General features: G+C 35.6%; 14 protein-coding genes. 9 read left to right on the forward strand and 5 right to left on the reverse strand.

All coding sequences use genetic code 11. From position 1 onward, the window contains the following. The 3 genes from ACY2RT_RS08970 to ACY2RT_RS08980 all read left to right on the forward strand — a co-directional run bounded on the left by ACY2RT_RS08970 (position 1) and on the right by ACY2RT_RS08980 (position 2,682). A complete protein-coding gene (locus ACY2RT_RS08970; protein ID WP_490155575.1) occupies positions 1 to 579 on the forward strand; it encodes a HupE/UreJ family protein in 579 nt (192 codons plus the stop codon). An 86-nt stretch (positions 580 to 665) separates the two neighbouring features. Continuing rightward, positions 666 to 1,091 carry a deoxycytidylate deaminase gene (locus tag ACY2RT_RS08975; protein ID WP_490155576.1) on the forward strand — a complete coding sequence of 142 codons (426 nt, stop codon included), beginning with the start codon at positions 666 to 668 and terminating at the stop codon, positions 1,089 to 1,091. Positions 1,092 to 1,098: 7 nt separating this feature from the next. Beyond that, positions 1,099 to 2,682 (forward strand): S41 family peptidase, encoded by a 1,584-nt coding sequence (locus ACY2RT_RS08980; protein WP_490155577.1) that lies wholly within the window; start codon positions 1,099 to 1,101, stop codon positions 2,680 to 2,682. A gap of 14 nt (positions 2,683 to 2,696) precedes the next feature. On the opposite strand, the gene ACY2RT_RS08985 is transcribed toward ACY2RT_RS08980, so the two are convergent. Together ACY2RT_RS08985 and ACY2RT_RS08990 are read right to left on the reverse strand one after the other, a co-directional pair. Continuing rightward, positions 2,697 to 2,891: a hypothetical protein gene (locus tag ACY2RT_RS08985; RefSeq protein ID WP_490155578.1), complete on the reverse strand. Its 195-nt coding sequence runs from the start codon at positions 2,889 to 2,891 to the stop codon at positions 2,697 to 2,699. Between the two features lie 5 nt (positions 2,892 to 2,896). Then, on the reverse strand, positions 2,897 to 3,478 hold the full coding sequence (locus tag ACY2RT_RS08990) for a MarC family protein (protein WP_490155579.1): 582 nt from the start codon (positions 3,476 to 3,478) through the stop codon (positions 2,897 to 2,899). Positions 3,479 to 3,600: 122 nt separating this feature from the next. Here ACY2RT_RS08990 and ACY2RT_RS08995 point away from each other — a divergent pair, with 122 nt between their 5' ends. From ACY2RT_RS08995 to ACY2RT_RS09010, 4 genes are all read left to right on the forward strand, one after another. After that, positions 3,601 to 4,161 carry a DUF3109 family protein gene (locus ACY2RT_RS08995; RefSeq protein WP_490155580.1) on the forward strand — a complete coding sequence of 187 codons (561 nt, stop codon included), beginning with the start codon at positions 3,601 to 3,603 and terminating at the stop codon, positions 4,159 to 4,161. 212 nt (positions 4,162 to 4,373) lie between these two features. Then, on the forward strand, positions 4,374 to 4,973 hold the full coding sequence (locus ACY2RT_RS09000; RefSeq protein WP_490155581.1) for a hypothetical protein: 600 nt from the start codon (positions 4,374 to 4,376) through the stop codon (positions 4,971 to 4,973). Positions 4,974 to 5,401: 428 nt separating this feature from the next. Beyond that, positions 5,402 to 6,379 carry a ribonucleotide-diphosphate reductase subunit beta gene (locus ACY2RT_RS09005; protein ID WP_490155582.1) on the forward strand — a complete coding sequence of 326 codons (978 nt, stop codon included), beginning with the start codon at positions 5,402 to 5,404 and terminating at the stop codon, positions 6,377 to 6,379. A 126-nt stretch (positions 6,380 to 6,505) separates the two neighbouring features. Further along, positions 6,506 to 8,929, forward strand: coding sequence for a ribonucleoside-diphosphate reductase subunit alpha (locus tag ACY2RT_RS09010; protein ID WP_490155583.1), 2,424 nt, complete (start codon positions 6,506 to 6,508; stop codon positions 8,927 to 8,929). 49 nt (positions 8,930 to 8,978) lie between these two features. Here the strand turns inward: ACY2RT_RS09010 and ACY2RT_RS09015 are convergent, their stop codons facing one another. Next, positions 8,979 to 9,695: a DUF6503 family protein gene (locus tag ACY2RT_RS09015; RefSeq protein ID WP_490155584.1), complete on the reverse strand. Its 717-nt coding sequence runs from the start codon at positions 9,693 to 9,695 to the stop codon at positions 8,979 to 8,981. A 67-nt stretch (positions 9,696 to 9,762) separates the two neighbouring features. Here ACY2RT_RS09015 and ACY2RT_RS09020 point away from each other — a divergent pair, with 67 nt between their 5' ends. Further along, the gene (locus ACY2RT_RS09020) at positions 9,763 to 11,511 is read left to right on the forward strand and encodes a Na/Pi cotransporter family protein (RefSeq protein ID WP_490155585.1); all 1,749 of its coding nucleotides are present in this window, start codon (positions 9,763 to 9,765) and stop codon (positions 11,509 to 11,511) included. A gap of 63 nt (positions 11,512 to 11,574) precedes the next feature. Here ACY2RT_RS09020 and ACY2RT_RS09025 read toward each other — a convergent pair whose 3' ends face one another. Together ACY2RT_RS09025 and ACY2RT_RS09030 are read right to left on the reverse strand one after the other, a co-directional pair. Beyond that, complete coding sequence (locus ACY2RT_RS09025; RefSeq protein WP_490155586.1) at positions 11,575 to 13,824, reverse strand: inorganic phosphate transporter; 2,250 nt, start codon at positions 13,822 to 13,824, stop codon at positions 11,575 to 11,577. 79 nt (positions 13,825 to 13,903) lie between these two features. Next, positions 13,904 to 15,127, reverse strand: coding sequence for a porin (locus tag ACY2RT_RS09030; RefSeq protein WP_490155587.1), 1,224 nt, complete (start codon positions 15,125 to 15,127; stop codon positions 13,904 to 13,906). A 419-nt stretch (positions 15,128 to 15,546) separates the two neighbouring features. On the opposite strand from ACY2RT_RS09030, the gene ACY2RT_RS09035 reads away from it, so the two are divergent. Continuing rightward, positions 15,547 to 15,906 (forward strand): toxin-antitoxin system YwqK family antitoxin, encoded by a 360-nt coding sequence (locus tag ACY2RT_RS09035; RefSeq protein ID WP_490155588.1) that lies wholly within the window; start codon positions 15,547 to 15,549, stop codon positions 15,904 to 15,906. Positions 15,907 to 15,946 lie beyond the last annotated feature (40 nt).

Below are 15,946 nucleotides of genomic sequence, written 5' to 3' on the forward strand. Positions count from 1 at the left end.
ATGTCTGACTTCTGGTTATACTTTAAACTAGGCTTAGAACACGTACTTGATTGGAATGCCTACGACCACATCCTATTTTTAGTAGTGTTATGTGCTGCTTATACATTTGATTCATGGAAACGACTACTATTACTGGTAACACTTTTTACTTTAGGGCATACCGTTTCTTTAGTATTGGCTAATTATAATGTAGTTAATGTATCCAGCCAATGGATCGAACTATTGATCCCTGTAACTATTTTGGCAACAGCTATATTTAACTTGTTTACTACAGGCAGAGAGCAACGAGCTGAAAAACTTGGATTATTTTACATAGTAACCATATTTTTTGGGCTAATTCACGGCTTTGGATTTGCCACTTACTATAAAATGATAAATGAAAGTAATGAAGTGCTTCCATTAATTGAATTTGCTTTAGGAGTTGAACTTGCACAAATTATTGTGGTCTTTCTGGTATTGATCTTTGCATTTATTTTTCAGATGCTATTCCGTTTTAACAAGAGAGATTGGGTGCTGGTAGTGTCTTCCATAGTAATAGGAATGGTAATTCCCATGCTAATTGAAAATTGGTTTTTCTGAAAAAGCACAAATTTTTGTATACATTTAACACCTACATTTTTTGATAGGGTGTAACTTCCGCTTAATTTCGCAACTTATTAATATGTATGAGCCAGAAGAAACAACAAAAATACGATGTCGCTTATTTGCGTATGGCACAGGAGTGGAGTAAACTTTCTTATTGTAAAAGGAAACAAGTTGGCGCACTTATTGTGAAAGATAAAATGATTATTAGCGACGGATACAACGGAACTCCAACAGGTTTTGAAAATTTTTGTGAAGATGAAGAAGGATACACCAAATGGTATGTACTTCATGCCGAGGCCAATGCCATATCGAAAGTAGCTTCTTCGACACAATCTTGTCACGGCGCAACCTTGTACATAACCATGTCGCCTTGCCAGCAATGTAGTAAGTTGATACATCAGGCAGGGATAAAGCGTTTGGTATATTTGCAGGAGTATAAAGATAATTCCGGCGTAAAATTTTTAGAGAAAGCCGGAGTTAATATTACACATATTAAAGAATTATAAACACAGGATGGGATTTCAAAAAAAATACGTACCGTTAATTGTGGGTGTTGCAGTTGCAACAGGTGTTTTTATTGGCTCCAAACTCAATTTTAACGATACTACCGAAAAAATATTCGCAACAAACTCAAAAAAAGACAAGCTCAACCGTCTTATTGATTATATAGATTACGAATATGTCGATAATGTAAATACAGACAGCATTGTGGACGTGACTGTAAATGGAATACTGGAGAATCTGGATCCGCACTCGGTATATATCCCTGTAGATGATTATGAGGAAAATGCAGATGATATGCGTGGTAACTTTGTTGGGATCGGGATTAGTTTTTATACGTATAAAGATTCTATCGCGGTGATTCGGGCCATTGAAGGTGGGCCGGCAGCGAAAGTTGGAATCAGGGGAGGAGACAGGATTTTATATGCCGACGGGAAAAAATTATTTGGAGAAAACCTGGAAAGAGATAGTATTACAGCCTATCTGAAGGGCGAAATAAATACCAAGGTCAATTTAAAAGTATACCGTGAGGGTGAGGAGCAGCTGCTTGACTTTAGAGTGAAGCGAAAGGAAGTTCCGTTAGTGAGTGTTGACGCTTCCTATAAATTAACAGACGATATTGGTTATATAAAGATCAATCGTTTTTCTGAAACTACCTACAACGAATTTAAAAAAGCCCTTGAAGCATTAACAGACGATGGAATTTCAAAGCTGGTACTGGACCTTCGGAATAATCCCGGAGGATATATTTCTACTGCCGAAAGAATAATAGATGAGTTTTTAGAAGATGATAAATTAATTCTTATCACCCGAAACAAAAGTGGTGAAGAGAACAGAACCTATGCAACAAGGCGAGGTGAATTTGAAGATGGAAAATTGTATGTTCTAATTAATGAAAACTCAGCTTCAGCGAGTGAGATTGTTGCAGGAGCCTTGCAGGATAATGATAAGGGGATTATTATTGGGCGCCGTTCTTTTGGAAAAGGACTGGTGCAGCGCGAAATGTCTTTAGGAGATGGCAGTGCTGTGAGATTGACCATTGCCCGCTATTACACTCCAACAGGGCGTTCCATTCAAAAACCCTATGGAAATGGAAACGAAGCCTATTACAAAGATTATGAAAAGCGGTATAGAAATGGAGAGTTAAGAAATGCAGATAGTATTAAAGTAGCAGATTCTTTAAAGTTTGTGACTGCAAAAGGAAAAGTAGTGTATGGAGGAGGAGGGATTATTCCGGATGTGTTCGTATCTAAAGACACAAGTGTTGAAAATGAGACGCTTCAATACCTTTCCCGAAGTGGTTTTATGAGCTATTTTATTTTCGAATTCCTTGAAAAGAACAGAAAGATTTTTGAAGGCATGACTTTTAAAGATTTTGTTGATAATTATAATATAGAAAATGCTTTGGCTGAAGACTTCATTGTGTATTCCAGATTCAATGAAGCGCAGATCGATATGAGTGAATACTCAAATGAACTTAAAAAAGCACTCAAAGCTAATATAGCTCAGCAATTGTTTGGGCCAAATGCATATGAGCATATTTTAAATGAAGGTGATCCAATGCTTTCAAAAGTATTGGAACTGGAAACCAGATAAGTTTCACAAAAGCACTACTTTTTCTTTTTGGCTATACGTTGTGACGTCCTTAAAATTAAAAGTAACAAGATGGCACAAGCAGCTGCCAGAATAGTAATGACAGCTATGGTGCTGTCTCCTTCAAAGAGGTTGTCAAAATTGAGTTTTGTTGCATTAAAAATAATGAGTCCTACAGCGATTATAATAAGTACGTAAGTAAAGATTTTCATACAATTTAATTAAATAATTCCTGAATATTAGATGCAAAAAGCTTTACTGCGATAGCAAGAAGTACTACTCCAAAAACTTTTCTAATGATGGTAATACCGTTCTTTCCCAGAATCTTCTGTAATTTTGCTGAGGTCTTAAGCACAATATAAATTACCGTAACGTTTACAATAATTGCAACAATTATATTTTCAATACTGTATTCTGCTCTTAATGAAAGTAATGTGGTTAAACTACCCGGCCCCGCAAGCATAGGGAATGCTAATGGAAAAATAGCGGCAAGGTCCGGACTACTATCCTCTTCTTTGAACAATGTTACACCCAATATCATTTCTAAAGCAAGAAAAAAGAGGATGAAAGCACCTGCCACGGCAAATTCATTAACATTTATACCTATAAGGCTTAAAATCCGTTCTCCTAAAAATAAAAAGATGATCATAACCACTGCCGCAACAATAGATGCTTTTTCACTATGAATATGTCCTGCTTTTTCGCGTAGTGATATAATTATGGGAATGTTTCCAACAATATCAATTACTGCAAAAAGCACCATAGTGGCAGTCGCTATTTCTTTGAAGCTAAAACTCATTTGTAGTACATTTTCAAACGACAAAATTAGGAATTATACTTCAGCTTATTACTATGTTGTGTGGTTAAATTATATCTGAATCACTTCAGAAATTAATATTAAAAACAAACTATATTTGCCAAATGTTTCAACTGGGTAAAACAATCGTTTCTGAAGACATTATCGAAAAAGATTTTGTGTGTAATTTGAGTGCTTGTAAAGGTGCATGTTGTATTGAAGGGGAAGCCGGAGCACCCATAACACACGAAGAAGTCGAAATTCTCAAAGAGATTTATCCCAAAGTTAAACCATTTCTTCGGGAAGAAGGTGTTGCAGCTATCGAGGTTCAGGGAACACACATTGTTTCTCAACGGGACGAATTGGAAACCCCCTTGGTTAATGGGAAAGAGTGTGCTTATGTGACTTTTACCGAGAACGGGATTGCGAGTTGTGGAATTGAAGATGCATATAATGCTGGCGAAGTAGATTTTAGAAAGCCAATTTCTTGCCATTTGTATCCTGTAAGAGTACAAGACTATAGTGAGTTCGCTGCTGTAAACTATCATAGATGGCCTATCTGTAGTGACGCCTGTTCGCTAGGTAAAGAATTAAAAGTTCCGGTTTACAAATTTGTAAAAGAAGCGCTTATACGGAAGTTCGGTGAAAACTGGTATGCCGAATTAGAGAAGGTTGCAATTAAATAATAAGCTCTTAAAAACCTATTTCCTAAAGTTGTTTTAGCTATTTGTTACAAATCTTCTATCATTTGTTACAATTGTGATGATATAAAAAGATACCCTGTTTTACTTTTACACTATCCGTGGCTGGAAAATTACCCATTTGGGGGATAATTAGTTCATTGATAATTAATATCTTAGTGTTTGATTAAAACAATCATTAACCAATAACAACAATTATGAAAAAACTACTCTTTGCAGTGTTTGTATTCGCAACGCTTATTGCCTGTGAAAATCCGGTAACAAAAAAAATAAAAGAGACCAAAGAAAATGTTTCCAATACTACTAAAGCAGTAAAGGAATTAAATAAAATGCAGGACGACATTAAAGAACTTCAAAAGGTGGAACCGCTTACCAATGAAGAATTAAAAGAATGGCTTCCGGACGAAATTGATGGAATGAAGCGTATTAGTTTTAAAGCCGGCCAGATGGGGATGGTTCAAATAGCTTCAATAGAAGCAACCTATGCCAATGAAGACAAATCTAAAAAGTTCAAAGTTGAAGTGATCGATGGCGCAGGTCAAATGGGAGCAGCTGCCACTGCAGGGATGCGTATGTTATTCTCGCAGGAATTTGAGGAAGAAGATGAATATAAAACTCGAAGAACTGTCAAAAAGAATGGAGTAAAAGCTATTGAAGAATATCGAAAAGACAATAGCCGAAGCACTATAGACTTTATGAGGGAAGAGCGTTTTTATATAAAGGCTACAGGAACCAATATGGATGTAGATGAGACATGGGACGCTATTAATGAACTAAACACAGAAGATTTGGGGTAAAATATTTTAGAATTATTTTTTAAGAACCGTTTCTGAAATTTTTAGAGACGGTTTTTTGCTTTAAAAAAATAAAATCTGCCGAATAAATTTTAAATAATTCAAAAAATGCTTCCATATTTTTGTTGAAAATTAATGTTATGAAAAGGTTACTAAAATCTTTGTTCACATACTATAAAATGGAATGCTTAGGAGGTTTTCAACGACTAAACTCAATATTGTTCATAATCTTTTTCAAAAAATGTAAACATCTAATAATCAAATAATTAATCATATTTTTTAACGAAATTATAAGAACACTTATAAAATATACGTGTTGAAAACTTTGTTGAAAACCTAAACTCAATTTTTCAGTTTTTGCCTTTTAATTTTTCCATATTTGTTAGTCCCTAGTAAGGAGAAACCAATTAAAAATTTTAAAACTAAGGACAATGAGCGCAGTGGAACCCATTTTACAAGAGAATAAGAATAGATTTGTCATCTTCCCCATTCAACATCATGATATTTGGGATTGGTACAAAAAATCTGAAGCCAGTTTTTGGACGGCAGAAGAGATAGATTTACATCAGGACCTTACAGATTGGGCCACTAAATTGAATGATGACGAACGCTATTTTATTAAACATATTCTCGCATTTTTTGCTGCCAGTGATGGTATTGTAAATGAAAATTTGGCTGAAAATTTCGTGAATGAAGTGCAGTATAGTGAAGCTAAATTTTTCTACGGTTTCCAGATCATGATGGAAAACATCCATAGCGAAACCTATTCTTTACTTATTGATACTTATGTAAAGGATGACAAAGAAAAAGACCAGCTTTTTAATGCCATTGAAAACTTTCCAGCTATTAAAAAGAAAGCAGATTGGGCACTTAAATGGATTGAAAGTCCAAGTTTTGCCGAACGTTTAATCGCTTTTGCAGCAGTAGAAGGGATTTTCTTTAGCGGTGCTTTCTGCTCAATTTTCTGGTTGAAAAAAAGAGGGCTAATGCCTGGATTAACATTCTCTAACGAATTGATATCCCGCGACGAAGGTGTACATTGTGATTTTGCTGTACATCTTCACAATAACCATTTGGTAAATAAAGTACCAAAAGAGCGTATCCGTGAAATTATTGTGGATTCACTAAATATTGAACGAGAATTTATTACCGAATCACTTCCTGCTAGCCTTATCGGAATGAATGCAAAACTCATGACTCAGTATCTAGAGTTTGTAACAGACCGCCTTTTGGTGGAACTGGAATGTGAAAAAGAATTTAACGCCACCAATCCATTTGACTTTATGGATATGATATCCCTACAAGGAAAGACGAACTTCTTTGAGAAACGTGTTTCCGAATATCAAAAAGCCGGTGTAACCAACAAAGACAAAGAGTCTAACAAGATTAGTTTCGACGCAGATTTTTAAAAAAGCTTTCGCTTCCTCCCCAAAGAGGCGGGCTTTTTATAACATATTGCTGATAGTGTGTTGTTTAACAACTTCGCCTCAGCTTTTTTTTGAAAAAATTGAATAACCTCATAAAGAAAGAACAGAATGAATGTAATTAAGAGAGACGGCCGCAAAGAACCCATAATGTTCGATAAGATCACAGCAAGGGTACGCAAACTATGCTATGGGCTTAACGAATTGGTAGATCCTGTAAAAATTTCAATGCGCGTTATTGAAGGCTTGTACGATGGTGTAACTACAAGCGAACTGGATAATTTAGCAGCTGAGGTTGCTGCTACCATGACTACTTCACACCCGGATTATGCACGCCTTGCTGCACGTATCTCAGTCTCTAACTTGCATAAGAATACGAAGAAAACGTTTTCTGAAGTAATGACAGATCTGTACGAATATGTAAATCCTCGTACGGGTAAAAAAGCACCATTATTAAGTGATGAAGTATACAACGTGATCAAGGAAAATGCAGATGATCTGGATTCTACTATTATATACAATCGCGATTTTGGGTACGACTATTTTGGCTTTAAAACTTTAGAACGCTCTTACTTATTGAAATTGAATGGCAACATTGTTGAGCGGCCTCAACATATGTTAATGCGTGTTTCTGTGGGAATTCACTTAGACGATTTGGCAGCGGTAAAAGAAACTTACGAATTAATGTCGAAGAAATTCTTCACACACGCAACACCTACTTTATTCAACAGTGGAACTCCAAAGCCACAAATGTCTTCTTGTTTCTTATTAACAATGAAAGACGATAGCATTGACGGTATCTATGACACACTGAAGCAGACTGCAAAAATCTCACAATCTGCCGGAGGTATTGGATTGTCTATCCATAACATCCGCGCAACCGGTTCCTACATTTCGGGAACCAATGGAACATCTAACGGAATTGTTCCTATGCTTCGTGTGTTTAATGATACCGCGCGTTATGTAGATCAAGGAGGAGGAAAGCGCAAAGGTTCTTTCGCTATTTATGTAGAACCTTGGCATGCAGATATTTTCGACTTTTTGGATTTAAAGAAAAACCACGGAAAAGAAGAAATGCGTGCCCGTGATCTATTCTATGCGATGTGGATTCCGGATCTGTTTATGAAGCGTGTACAGGAAGATGGTGATTGGACCTTAATGTGCCCCAACGAATGTCCGGGCTTGTTTGATTGTCACGGAGACGAGTTTGAAACATTGTATGAAAAATATGAAGCTGAGAACAAAGGACGTAAAACCATCAAAGCACGTGAACTTTGGGAAAAAATTATGGAATCTCAGATTGAAACAGGGACTCCATACATGTTATATAAAGATGCTGCGAACCGAAAGAGTAACCAAAAGAATTTAGGAACCATTCGCTCTTCCAACTTGTGTACCGAAATTATGGAGTACACTTCTCCGGATGAAGTTGCTGTATGTAATCTGGCATCTATCGCATTGCCTATGTTTGTAAAGAACGGGGAGTTTGATCATAAAGAATTATTCCGTGTAACAAAACGGGTGACTAAAAACCTAAACCGCGTAATTGATAGAAATTACTATCCTGTCATCGAAGCACAAAATTCAAACTTCCGTCACCGTCCGGTAGGTTTGGGGGTACAAGGATTGGCAGATACTTTTATTTTAATGCGTCTGCCGTTTACAAGTGACGAAGCAAAAAAACTAAACCAAGAGATATTTGAGACTCTTTATTTTGCTGCAGTTTCTGCTTCTATGGAAGAGGCCAAAGCAGATGGAAAGTATGAGACCTACAAAGGATCTCCTATCTCTGAAGGATTGTTCCAACACAACCTATGGGGTGTTAAAGATGAAGAATTGAGTGGTCGATGGGATTGGACCAAATTGAGAAAAGATGTGAAAAAACATGGAGTGCGTAATTCTTTATTGGTAGCACCTATGCCAACAGCCTCAACTTCACAAATTTTAGGGAATAATGAAGCTTTTGAACCTTATACTTCAAACATCTACACGCGTAGAGTACTTTCCGGAGAGTTTATTGTTGTGAACAAACATTTATTGGAAGATTTGGTGAAATTAGGGCTATGGAACGATGACTTGAAAGAAGAAATCATGCGGGCTAATGGTTCTATCCAAAATGTAGATATTATACCACAGGACTTAAAAGAGTTGTATAAGACCGTCTGGGAATTAAGTATGAAAGACATTATTGATATGTCTCGCCATAGAGGATATTTCATAGACCAGTCACAATCATTGAATCTGTTTATGGAAAATGCAAACTTTGCAAAGTTAACCTCGATGCATTTTTATGCATGGAAGAGCGGTTTAAAAACAGGAATGTATTACTTACGTACCAAGAGTGCTGTGGATGCTATTAAGTTTACACTTAAAAGTGAAACAAAGAAAGAACCCGTTGCCACAGCTGAAGCTACTACGGTAGATGCGACTTCAGCCGTATCCAACAAACCGTTGACGCCTCAGGAACTACGTGAAATGTTAACTAAGTCTCGTACTGCAGATGAAGATGATGATTGCTTGATGTGTGGGTCTTAAATTTTTAAGTGTTTTAATTATAAAAAGGAAGGCAAATCGCCTTCCTTTTTTATTGCTTCAATTTATCAATCCCTAAATATTTATCACCTTTATTATAGTACCATGCTCTGTTTTTTGGCATTTTGATTTCATTAATAATAACTTCTTCAGTAAGTAATATATATTCTCCCGTATCCTTTCCCTCCTTAGAAGGATCTCCTTTGAAGAATTGATAGACTTCCATCGCATAGGTTTTAGGATTAAAATAAAAGAACCAAACGTCCTTACCTGTAGCTTCGTCATAAGTTACCTTCAAAACAAGATAATCTTTTCCTTTAAATTTCTTTTGCTCTATTTTTTCATGAACGATAGTTCCCGGATCTTTCAGTTTCATAGGTAGGCCGTACAAATAGGTATAATAATTCTTGTATAAAGTTGCTCTGTCACAACTTAAGTTATGTTCTTTTAGAATTGCTTCGGAAGGATTTGTATTTCCGTTGAAACCTATAGTGCAAATATCTTTCTCTAAAGTATATTCTGTAATGATAGTATCTCTTGTTGCTTTAAGGTAGAAATATTCTTTAGGAAGATTGATTATTATTTCATTATCTCTATTGGAGTTCTTAGGGGTTTCCATAGTGACAAATAAAACACCATTAAATGAATTCCAGTTTCCGTTTGGGTCATGATACTCAATACTTTTAGCAAGTAATTTGGGGCCGGTTAAATTTTGACCTATTGAACAAAAAGCAGTAAAAAGTGTTATGATATAGAATATAGCCCTCATTATATGATATTTATCATTTTGAAGTATAAGATAATCAATACATTTATAGTGACAAAAACTACGATATATGAACTATGGCTTTACTGATTTATTACAATTGTTTGGATCATTAGGGCTATTTCTTTTTGGAATGAAAGTGATGAGTGATGCACTCATGAACTTGGCAGGTGACAGAATGAGAAAGATACTTGCCACCATGACCTCTAATAGGTTTTTGGGGATATTCACAGGGTTTTTTATTACGTCAATAATTCAATCTTCTTCTGCAACAACCCTCATGGTGGTAAGCTTTTCTAATGCTTCATTACTTACACTTACAGAGTCAATAAGTGTTATTATGGGTGCCAATATAGGAACTACTATAACGGCCTGGCTTATTACAATATTGGGGTTTAAAGTAAGTATGAGTGCAATTGCATTACCCCTCGTAGGGTTTGGATTTGCATTTACATTTGCAAAAAAAGAAAGTATTAAGAATTGGGGGATCTTCATTATTGGTTTTTCGGTACTTTTCATTGGACTTCAGTTTTTAAAAGATGCCGTACCGGATATAAAACAAAACCCGGAGATTCTTGAATTTCTAACTCATTATACGGATCTGGGGTTTTGGTCGGTTTTGATTTTTCTATTAATAGGAACATTATTAACAGTAATTATACAGTCTTCCAGTGCGACTATGGCACTTACACTTATCATGACCGCACAGGGATGGATTCCTTTTGAGTTGGCCGCAGCTATGGTCTTGGGAGAGAATATAGGTACGACAATCACAGCGAACCTAGCAGCAGTAGTTGCAAATTTTCATGCGAAACGAACAGCAAGGGCGCACCTGTTATTTAATATTGTAGGCGTACTATGGGTGTTGATCTTATTCTACCCTTTTTTAAAGTTAGTGACGTGGGTCGTCATACAAACAGGGTCTAACTCACCTTATGTAAGCGCAGGAGCTATACCGGTAGCTATTTCTTTATTTCATACCATTTTTAATATCTCAAATACATTTTTATTACTGTGGTTTATTAAGCCAATAGCAAAAGTTGTTGAAAGAATGGTCCCGTTTAAACTTGAACCTGCAAAAGAAATTGATGAGCCTAAATTTTTAACAAAAGAAGTATTAAAATACCCTGAAACGCTTATCGCTTCATTGATAAACGAGTCTAAATACCTATATAAAAATGCCATATTTGAAATTGTCGCACACGCACTTAATATCCATAGGGAGGATATTAAATCTGATGTGAAGATCAAAAAAATTGTGAAGCATTCTAAAGAAGACCTAAAGGCCAATGTTGATGAATTGTATTATACTAAGGTTAAGAAAATTTATGGTGAAATAATCAGTTATGCAACAAGAGGGCAAAGCATGCTAAAATTAAGCGAAAGTCAAAACAATCAGGTTTCTGAAATAAAGATTGCTAACAGAAAGATGGTTGAAATCATTAGAAATGTTGATGCATTAGGAAGAAATGCTTCTACTTATCTAAACTCTGATAATAAATATATTCGAAAAGAATACGATAAATTCAGAAAGAAAATTGCAAAAGTCTTACGTGTTATTTACTTGTTCAGAACACAAGAAGAAAAAGAAGAATATTATATTAAGTTGATTGCTTTGAAAGAAGAAGCTCGAAATGAAATACATCAAACAAATGAGTCTATTGATACATTGATTAGGGATAATCTTATTACTGTAGATATGGGGTCTTCATTGGTAAATGATAACGACAATGTAAATGACACTATCAAGAAGCTCATTGCTATTGCAGAGCTATTATACGGTCAACGAGATACCCTTTTGGAGAATGGAGATAAATAAAACAACCCCCACAATTTCCTATTACTGAAAATTGTGAGGGCTTGATTGCTTTAAAGAAAACTACTAGTCTTTGTTATAGCTCTTATAGTATTCTTCCATTAAATTCATTAGCGCAGTAACCAAATCTTTAGTCTCTAATAAGAGACTAAAGTAGAGTGTTGTGTTTTTAGGACTGGACTCTTCTGTTCTGGTTCTGGTAATTTGCTTTTCGATCATTTCAGATAGATCATCAAACGCTCTGCTTTTCCTAACAAGAATGTCATCTAGTTTTTCAAATTCACGGTTGTCGAAGATTGACTCAATATCTTTTAAAAGATGCTCAAAGGAAGAATCAATTTCCTGTAGGTCTTTAATTTGATTAAATCGTAAGGCTTTATGGTTATTATTAATGTGTTTATAGCTTACCTTGGCAATATATTCTAAAGATTGAGTTACATCTGTGAGGTAACCCAATATTAGTATATAGAAGTTACTACCTCGTACGCTGGTCTCGTCAAGATTTTTAATAAAATAGAAAATGTTATCGCGTAATTCATCAACTTCATCACTTAATTTGGTAACACGTTCTTTACTCTTTTTCAACTTGCCGGCATCCTGTTTTGCTAACCCGCTAATAATCGAAGAATAGATTTTATTGGTTCTTGAAACTGCTTTGGAAACATTGTCAGCACTCTCTTCAATGATTCCTTGTACCGTATTACTTTCTGCTTTTTTCAATCCATCCGCAGGAATAATTGCATTAGCATTAGATTTCTTTTTGTGCGAAATATAATTTCTAATCAACAACGCTATAGCTAATAACAGTAATATTGCAATTGCAACACCTTTTCCCAGATAAATAATATAAGCTAATGTTCCAGCAGCAACAAAAGCACTAAAGGCAGTAAAGAACCACCCTCCAATTACATTCAATACACCTGCCACCCGATATACAGCGCTTTCTCTACCCCAGGCCCTGTCTGCTAACGAGGTTCCCATGGCTACCATAAAAGTTACATAGGTGGTAGACAGGGGTAATTTCATAGATGTTGCAATAGAGATAAGCACACCTGCCACCATCAAGTTGATGGAAGCACGAATCATATCGAATGCTGGCAACTCATACGTTTTATGCTTCGGTAAGTTAACCACAGGTTTTTCAAAACTGGAGTTGATTTTATCTTGTGTTGCTTGTGGAATGACAGCACCAAGTAGAGAAACTAGTTTTGTACTTCCCCTAACAACAGTACGTGACAACATATTAGGATTAAACTTTTCATAGGCTTCTCCTTGTCTGGACAAGCCAATTTCAGTATCAGCTACGGTACGGGCCTTTTTGGAGAACCAAAGTGTAACTACCATTACCCCTCCGGCAATAAATAATAGTAATGGCTCTGCCGGCACTTTTTTATCAAGTACATCCATTGAAAATGCCATAGCAGATTCACCTGATGCAGCCCATGCTTCATAAGAGTGGTATGCTGCCATAGGGACACCTATAAAGTTTACCAGGTCATTCCCGGAGAAAGCCAGAGCTAAACCAAAGGTCCCGACAGCAATAACAAATATAAGAATGCTTTTTTTGAAAACTTTCATGAAGAGGAAAGAGAACAATGTCCAGAAAACAAAACTTCCGGCAACAAGTAATAGCGTTTGCTCTTCTAAAATATTTTTAAAGTCACCATAATATGGCGTTCCTTTTAGTCCTTTCATAAATATGAAGTACCCAATAGCAGTTAAAGCTACGCCACCAAATAAAGCCCCAAAGTTTTTAATCTTTTTCTCATAGTGAAATGTAAAAATCAAACGAGATAACCATTGTACCAGAGCTCCGACACTAAATGCAATAACTACCGAAAGAAGTATGCCGGTAATAATTTCAGTGGCTTTAGCAGTATTTATATAACTTCCAAGATCAGCAAACGTTTGAGAATCTGAAGCACTAATTTTTATCAAGGCCATAACAACGGCTGCTCCCAGTAATTCAAAAACAATAGAAACTGTTGTTGAAGTTGGCATGCCTAAGGTGTTAAAGAAATCTAACAGCAATATATCGGTTATCATTACTGCCATAAAGATGATCATGATCTCTTCAAAATAGAATTCCCCGGGTATAAAGATACCTTTACGGGCCACCTCCATCATTCCACTGGAGAAAACCGCTCCTATAAAAATACCTAAACTGGCTACAATCATGATAGTTCTAAAAGAGATTGCTTTAGAACCAATTGCAGAATTTAAAAAGTTAACAGCATCATTACTTACGCCAACAACAAGGTCGGCAACAGCTAGTGCAGCAAGGGCAACAAGCATTAATAAATAAATATTATCCATTGTAATTAGTAGTTAATTGTGGTGCAAATGTCTCAATTAAAATGAGTTTGATTGTTACCAAATTGTTATCTATTATCATTTAAAAATGCAGGTCAAAACCTAACCTAAATTCAATGCTGTCCTGATCACCACCTACGGTAGTATAATTGACATCAGATTGAACTTTCAATTTATGACCTACGATATATTTTGAAACACCTAAGGTGTATTGTTCTTGCATTGCCCTTCCGGTAACATTGTCAAAATCTAAGCTAGTGAACCTCCCTGCCACCTCATAGTTATTGCTAAACAAATAACCAGCTTGAAGGTTGACAGCATTCCCTATTACTACAATGTCATCAGTTGGATTTCCATCATCATCTACTGCCGGGGTTCCGTCTGTCTCAACGGCAATAGGAGCGTCCGCATCGCGATTGGCAAATTCTCCCATAAAAGAGAACCCTTTGTATTTAAATACAGCATCAATAAAAAGTGTAGTGATATTTGTTTCGTAAAACCCTGTGGAGGTAAACATATAAGAACCTTGGTTGCTGCGGGTTTTTACAGCATCTTGATTGTAGTCGTATGTAACTCCTAACATCAGTTTGGGAGTTTGTTCGCGTTTTAGATCACTTTGAGTATAATCTCCTTTGCTTTTAAACTTCCCAAAAGGAAGCAATTCTAATCTTGCGGTATATTGATGGCCGCCTAAGTTTCCAGTAGTTATGTTGCGTCCTTCCCCCTGAGAAAGAGCCAATTTTTCACGGATCATGAATTTTTCTGAAAGCATTGTATGGTGGCGTATTTGTATTCCTAAATCACGATCAATATTGAAACGGCTATTAAGTAAAGAACGGTCAATTAACTGAAGATTCCCCGAAGAGACCACACGCTCCACATTCCCCGGAAGTTTTGTCTGTCCTGCCCATAATTCAAAATTTTCGTAAAAATTCCACATGATAACAGCATCTAATATATACTTGGGGGCGTTACTGTTAAACTGATTGGCTCCGGAAATATCTCTATTCGATAAACCTAATTCCAGTTTGTATTTTAGTTTTGGGGAAAAAGCAAAACCATTAAATTTTAGACGGGCTCTCCGAATTAAAAAGTTTTGTTCAGGCTTTCCATATGTGTCTCCATCATGATCCCATTGAGACATAGCTCTAAATTGAATACGAGGTGCAAACTTAACACTCCAGGAGCTGTCCTTAGCAACCAGATTAAGCATTCCTTTTCCAAATTTTGTTTCAGTAATTTCTTGTGAATTTGCAGTGAATAAAGAAAGAAATACTACTGCAAAGACTAAGTAATGTAGTCTCATTAAAAATCGTTTAAAGTTTTTGTCGCTACAAATAACCAACACTAATGTTAAGTTAACGTTAAGACCAGGTAAATAAAAAAGAAAATTTTAGTTGTAATGCTGTGAAGATCCATATTTTAACAAGAAAGGCTACCCCAAAGGATAGCCCTACACTTTTAAAATCTAGTTGACAAAAACTAAACGATATTTAAAAGATGTGCTACAAATAAAATACACTTACATGGTGTTATAGTAAAGAGAATATTAAAAAAACATTAAGAATATAATATAGTTTTTACAATTCCCAATGTTAAATCTTAATCTATATATAATTAATTATCAATAAGTTATAAGGCTAATGTAAATTTAATGTTATGTAAACCTTTCGTAATTGTTACGTATTTTGTATCTTTGAGTTATTAATGAAAATGCTATTTGATATGAAAAAAATAATTGTGATCTTAGTGACCCTTCTTACTGTAGGAATAGCTTTTGGACAAGAAACAAAAAAGGATACGTATATTCTAAATGATGATGTCATAGAAGCGACACTTTATCATGAAAATGGCACTATTTCTCAGACCGGCTTTTATACTAAAGACAATAAACTTCAAGGTGAATGGATTAGTTATGATACCTTAGGTAATAAAACAGCAGTAGCTCAATATGATAATGGTGAAAAAGTAGGGACATGGTTTTTTTATCAGGGAGACGTTATGAAAGAAGTAACATATGAAAGTGCTAAAATCAACGAAGTTAAAACATGGGAGGTGACAGACACCCGTATTGTTTCCAATTAATTAAAAACATTCTTTTTTATATAGAAGCGCCAATATTGGC

This window comes from Ulvibacter sp. 2210JD10-4, from assembly GCF_058148525.1.

Coding starts and splice junctions, on each gene's coding strand:
- ACY2RT_RS09035 (WP_490155588.1), top strand. CDS start 15,547: ATGAAAAAAATAATTGTGATCTTAGTGACCCTTCTTACTGTAGGAATA.
- ACY2RT_RS08975 (WP_490155576.1), top strand. CDS start 666: ATGAGCCAGAAGAAACAACAAAAATACGATGTCGCTTATTTGCGTATG.
- ACY2RT_RS08990 (WP_490155579.1), bottom strand. CDS start 3,478: ATGAGTTTTAGCTTCAAAGAAATAGCGACTGCCACTATGGTGCTTTTT.
- ACY2RT_RS08985 (WP_490155578.1), bottom strand. CDS start 2,891: ATGAAAATCTTTACTTACGTACTTATTATAATCGCTGTAGGACTCATT.
- ACY2RT_RS09015 (WP_490155584.1), bottom strand. CDS start 9,695: ATGAGGGCTATATTCTATATCATAACACTTTTTACTGCTTTTTGTTCA.
- ACY2RT_RS09005 (WP_490155582.1), top strand. CDS start 5,402: ATGAGCGCAGTGGAACCCATTTTACAAGAGAATAAGAATAGATTTGTC.
- ACY2RT_RS09025 (WP_490155586.1), bottom strand. CDS start 13,824: ATGGATAATATTTATTTATTAATGCTTGTTGCCCTTGCTGCACTAGCT.
- ACY2RT_RS09020 (WP_490155585.1), top strand. CDS start 9,763: ATGAACTATGGCTTTACTGATTTATTACAATTGTTTGGATCATTAGGG.
- ACY2RT_RS09030 (WP_490155587.1), bottom strand. CDS start 15,127: ATGAGACTACATTACTTAGTCTTTGCAGTAGTATTTCTTTCTTTATTC.
- ACY2RT_RS09000 (WP_490155581.1), top strand. CDS start 4,374: ATGAAAAAACTACTCTTTGCAGTGTTTGTATTCGCAACGCTTATTGCC.
- ACY2RT_RS09010 (WP_490155583.1), top strand. CDS start 6,506: ATGAATGTAATTAAGAGAGACGGCCGCAAAGAACCCATAATGTTCGAT.
- ACY2RT_RS08970 (WP_490155575.1), top strand. CDS start 1: ATGTCTGACTTCTGGTTATACTTTAAACTAGGCTTAGAACACGTACTT.
- ACY2RT_RS08995 (WP_490155580.1), top strand. CDS start 3,601: ATGTTTCAACTGGGTAAAACAATCGTTTCTGAAGACATTATCGAAAAA.
- ACY2RT_RS08980 (WP_490155577.1), top strand. CDS start 1,099: ATGGGATTTCAAAAAAAATACGTACCGTTAATTGTGGGTGTTGCAGTT.